The sequence below is a fragment of the Streptomyces prasinopilosus genome, from assembly GCF_001419695.1.
Classification (GTDB): Bacteria; Actinomycetota; Actinomycetes; order Streptomycetales; family Streptomycetaceae; genus Streptomyces; species Streptomyces prasinopilosus.
Map to the genome: position 1 here is coordinate 1 of NZ_LIRG01000792.1, position 3,973 is coordinate 3,973.

Here is a 3,973-nt window from a genome sequence, read left to right on the forward strand (position 1 = left end):
CGCGCTCCGGCGGTGGCCCGGCGCGGGCTGGCGTAGGGGCCCCGCCCCGGGGCGGCGGTGCCGCCCTCACGCCGGTTCGGGGGCCGCCCGGGCCTCCGGGACCGGCCCCCGCGCCGCCCGCCGGGCGGAGGCACCCCGGCCCGCGCACCGATCGGTTCGGCGGGCTAGCGGAGGCGGGGTCCGGGGGGCCGGGGCCCGTCGGGTCAGCGGCCCGCTTCCTTGGAGACCAGGGCCACCGCTTCGTCCACGTCGTCCGTGACGTGGAAGAGGAGGAGGTCCTTCTCGGCCGCCTTGCCCTGGGCGATGACCGTGTCGCGCAGCCAGTCGACCAGCCCGCCCCAGTACTCGGTGCCGAACAGCACGATGGGGAACTGGGTGATCTTCTGCGTCTGGACCAGGGTCAGCGCCTCGAAGAGTTCGTCGAGGGTGCCGAGGCCGCCGGGCAGGACGACGAAGCCCTGCGAGTACTTGACGAACATCAGCTTGCGGACGAAGAAGTACCGGAAGTTCAGGCCGATGTCGACGTAGCGGTTGAGTCCCTGCTCGAAGGGCAGCTCGATGCCGAGGCCGACCGAGACTCCGCCCGCCTCGCAGGCGCCCTGGTTGGCCGCCTCCATGGCGCCGGGGCCGCCGCCGGTGATGACGGCGAAGCCCGCCTCGACCAGGCCCCGGCCCAGCCGGACGCCGGCGTCGTACTCCGGCGAGGTCGCCGGTGTGCGCGCCGAGCCGAAGACGCTGATGGCGGGGGGCAGCTCGGCGAGGGTGCCGAACCCCTCGATGAACTCCGACTGGATGCGCAGCACCCGCCAGGGGTCGGTGTGCACCCAGTCCGAGGGGGTCCGTCCGTCCAGCAGCCGCTGGTCCGTGGTGCTCGTCTGGACCTGGTCCCGCCTGCGGAGCACCGGGCCCAGCCGCCGCTCCTCCGGCGGGACCTGCTTGCCCTCGGGATTGCCAGTAGCCATGTGTGCTCCCTCCGTTCCGGTCTCCCCAGCCCGGAAGATCTCTGAGATCACGGGGAGAGGTCGTTCCAGCTCAGCGTAGATCCACGCGGGTTACGTCCGGGGGACGTCAGCATGTCCGCGGAACAGCGTTCCAAACGCCTCCCCGGGGTGGTGTGCTCACGCGGTCAGCCAGGACCGCAGCCGCTCCTCCCCGTCGAGGATCTTCGCCGTCTCGACGCGTTCGTCCCGCTTGTGCGCCAGGTGCGGGTTGCCGGGGCCGTAGTTGACCGCCGGGATGCCGAGGGCCGAGAAGCGGGAGACGTCCGTCCAGCCGTACTTGGGCCGGGGTTCGCCGCCGACCGCCTCGATGAAGGCGGCCGCGGCCGGGTGGGACAGGCCGGGCAGGGCCGCGCCGCTGTGGTCGTCGACGACGAACTCGCTCACGCCGCAGTCCGCGAAGACCTCGCGGACGTGGGCGAGGGCCTCGGCCTCGGAGCGGTCGGGGGCGTAGCGGAAGTTGACGGTGACGACGCACTCGTCGGGGATGACGTTGCCGGCGACGCCCCCGGAGATGCCCACCGCGTTCAGGCCCTCGCGGTACTCCAGGCCGTCGATCAGCGGGCGGCGCGGCTCGTAGGAGGCGAGGCGGGCGAGGACGGGGGACGCCGCGTGGATCGCGTTGGAGCCCATCCAGCCGCGCGCGGAGTGGGCGCGCTCGCCGGTGGTCTTCAGCAGCACCCGGAGCGTGCCCTGGCAGCCGCCCTCGACCTGGCCGTCGGAGGGTTCGAGGAGGACCGCGAAGTCGCCCCGCAGCCAGTCGGGGTGCCGTTCGGCGACGTGCTTGAGGCCGTTGAGGTCCGCGGCGACCTCCTCGTTGTCGTAGAAGACGAAGGTGAGGTCCCGGTTGGGGGCGGGGACGGTGGCCGCGATGCGCAGCTGGACGGCGACGCCCGCCTTCATGTCGCAGGTGCCGCAGCCCCACAGCACGCCGTCCTCGTCGAGGCGGGAGGGGACGTTGTCCGCGATGGGGACCGTGTCGATGTGTCCGGCGAGGATCACGCGTTCCGCGCGCCCCAGGTCCGTGCGGGCCACGACGTTGTTGCCGTACCGGTCGACCGTGAGGTGCGGCAGGGTGCGCAGGACGGATTCGATCGCGTCCGCGAGCGGCTTCTCGGTGCCGCTGACGGAGGGGAAGTCGACGAGCCGCGCGGTCAGGCGTGCCGCGTCCAGGGTGAGGTCAAGCGGTGTGTCGGCCATGCCGACGACCCTAACCCGCTGGTCCGGGCCCACTGTCCGCACCCGGCCCACACGGCTCCTACTCTCCAGTACCTTGTACGCGTGTCAGAGCCACCACTTCCTTCCAAGTCCCGTGGCCGCCTCCTCCGCTTCGGGGCGGGCTCCCTGGTGCTTCTCGGTGTCGCCGGTTACCTGGTGGTCCAGTACGACACGGGTGGCACGGGCGGACCGGGCTGCCGGGTCGTGTCCGCCAAGGGCGACGGGGCCACGTACGAGTTCACGCCCGAGCAGGCGGTGAACGCGGCGACGATCACCGCCGCGGGCACCGCGCGCGAGATGCCCGAGCGGGCCGTGGCGATCGCGCTGGCGACGGCCCTCCAGGAGTCGGCGCTGCGCAACATCGACTACGGCGACCGCGACTCGCTCGGCCTGTTCCAGCAGCGACCCTCGCAGGGCTGGGGCACGCCGGAGGAGATCATGGACCCGGCGTACTCGGCGGGGAAGTTCTACGAGGGCCTGGCGGAGGTGCCTGGGTACACCCGGCTGCCGCTCACCGTCGCCGCCCAGCGGGTGCAGCTCAGCGGTTTCCCGCAGGCGTACGCCAAGCACGAGCCGGACGCCACCCTGCTGGCCGCCGCCCTCACCGGCGCCGCGGAGGCCACGCTGACCTGCGACGGCCGCCCGTCGACGACCCGCGCGGCGGGAGCGGACGCGGTGCGGGACGCGCTGGCCCGGGACTTCGGGCGGGACGTCCTGGAACCGGCCGGCGCCGAGATCGGCGACGCGGCGGGCCCCTCGCCCTCCGCTCCCCGGGACGGCGGTTCCGGTTCCGGCGCCGCTCCCGACTCCGAGGGGCGGACCGTGACGCTGCCGGTGTCCGCCGGGGCGGACCCGGGCCGCAAGGCCAGGGCGCAGGGCTGGCAGCTGGCGCACTGGGCCGTGGCCAACGCCTCCGAGCTGCACATAGAGCGGGTGGTGTACGCGGGGCGGGAGTGGACCGCCGGGGACGGCGGCGGCCGGTGGACGCCGATCGACGGTGAGGACGGCGAGGACGGCAAGAACTCCGCGGGCACGGGCGGCGGCGCGGACGCGGTCCGGATCACGACCGCGCGGTAGGCCGCGCGGCGGCCCGCGCCGTGGCGCGCACGGCAGCCCGCGCGGGAGTCCGTACGGCGGTCCGCGCGGCGGCCCGTGCGGCCACCCGTACGGCTGTCCGACGGTCCACCCCCAGGGGTCGCCCTGGAGGTCGGGCCGTTGACGGGTGAGGCGGGTGCGCGCGTCCTCGCCCCCGGTTCGGCGTGTCCCTTGGGGCCGGGGCGCCGTAACCATTCGGCAGCCCGCCGCACCGTGCACCGTTCATCCGCTTTTCGGCATGGTCCGCCCCCGCGGCGCCTTGCTCATTCTTTACGCCGCCCCACCGCAACCTTCCAGGCCTTCGAGCGGTAATCACTGCGTCCGGCCGGACGTCCACCGTTCTCTCCGCCGAAGGAGCACCATGTCCCTCCCCCTGACCCGCCGGATCGCCCGTGCCGCGCTGCTCGTCGCCGCCGGGGCGGCCGCCGGGGTCGGCGCGGCCGGTTCCGCCACCGCGGCCCCCGAGCTGCCGGCCACCCCGAACGTCGGCGGCCTGACCGCCCTGGACGGGGCCGACGCGGCCCGCAGCGTGGACGACGCGGCGCACGCCGTCGCCGAGACCGCGGGCAGCGACGGCGGCCGGGCGCTCGGGCAGGCCGCGCCGACGGCCACCCGGGCCGCCGAGGACACGCTGCCGACCGGCGCCGTCCCCCTGGACGGCG

At 74.6% G+C, this 3,973-nt stretch carries 3 protein-coding genes and 1 pseudogene; 2 read left to right on the forward strand and 2 right to left on the reverse strand.

Annotated features, from left to right (window positions below; translation table 11 throughout):
- Window positions 1-203 precede the first annotated feature (203 nt).
- Both AOK18_RS26515 and dapE read right to left on the reverse strand, forming a co-directional pair.
- Window positions 204-962: an LOG family protein gene (locus AOK18_RS26515; RefSeq protein ID WP_055572723.1), complete on the reverse strand. Its 759-nt coding sequence runs from the start codon at window positions 960-962 to the stop codon at window positions 204-206.
- Window positions 963-1,118: 156 nt separating this feature from the next.
- Window positions 1,119-2,198, reverse strand: coding sequence for a succinyl-diaminopimelate desuccinylase (gene dapE / locus AOK18_RS26520; RefSeq protein WP_055695977.1), 1,080 nt, complete (start codon window positions 2,196-2,198; stop codon window positions 1,119-1,121).
- 81 nt (window positions 2,199-2,279) lie between these two features.
- On the opposite strand from dapE, the gene AOK18_RS26525 reads away from it, so the two are divergent.
- On the forward strand, window positions 2,280-3,293 hold the full coding sequence (locus AOK18_RS26525; RefSeq protein WP_240503319.1) for a VldE C-terminal domain-containing protein: 1,014 nt from the start codon (window positions 2,280-2,282) through the stop codon (window positions 3,291-3,293).
- A gap of 379 nt (window positions 3,294-3,672) precedes the next feature.
- Window positions 3,673-3,973 (forward strand): annotated as a pseudogene (locus tag AOK18_RS26530) (ATP-binding protein); the annotation flags it as partial.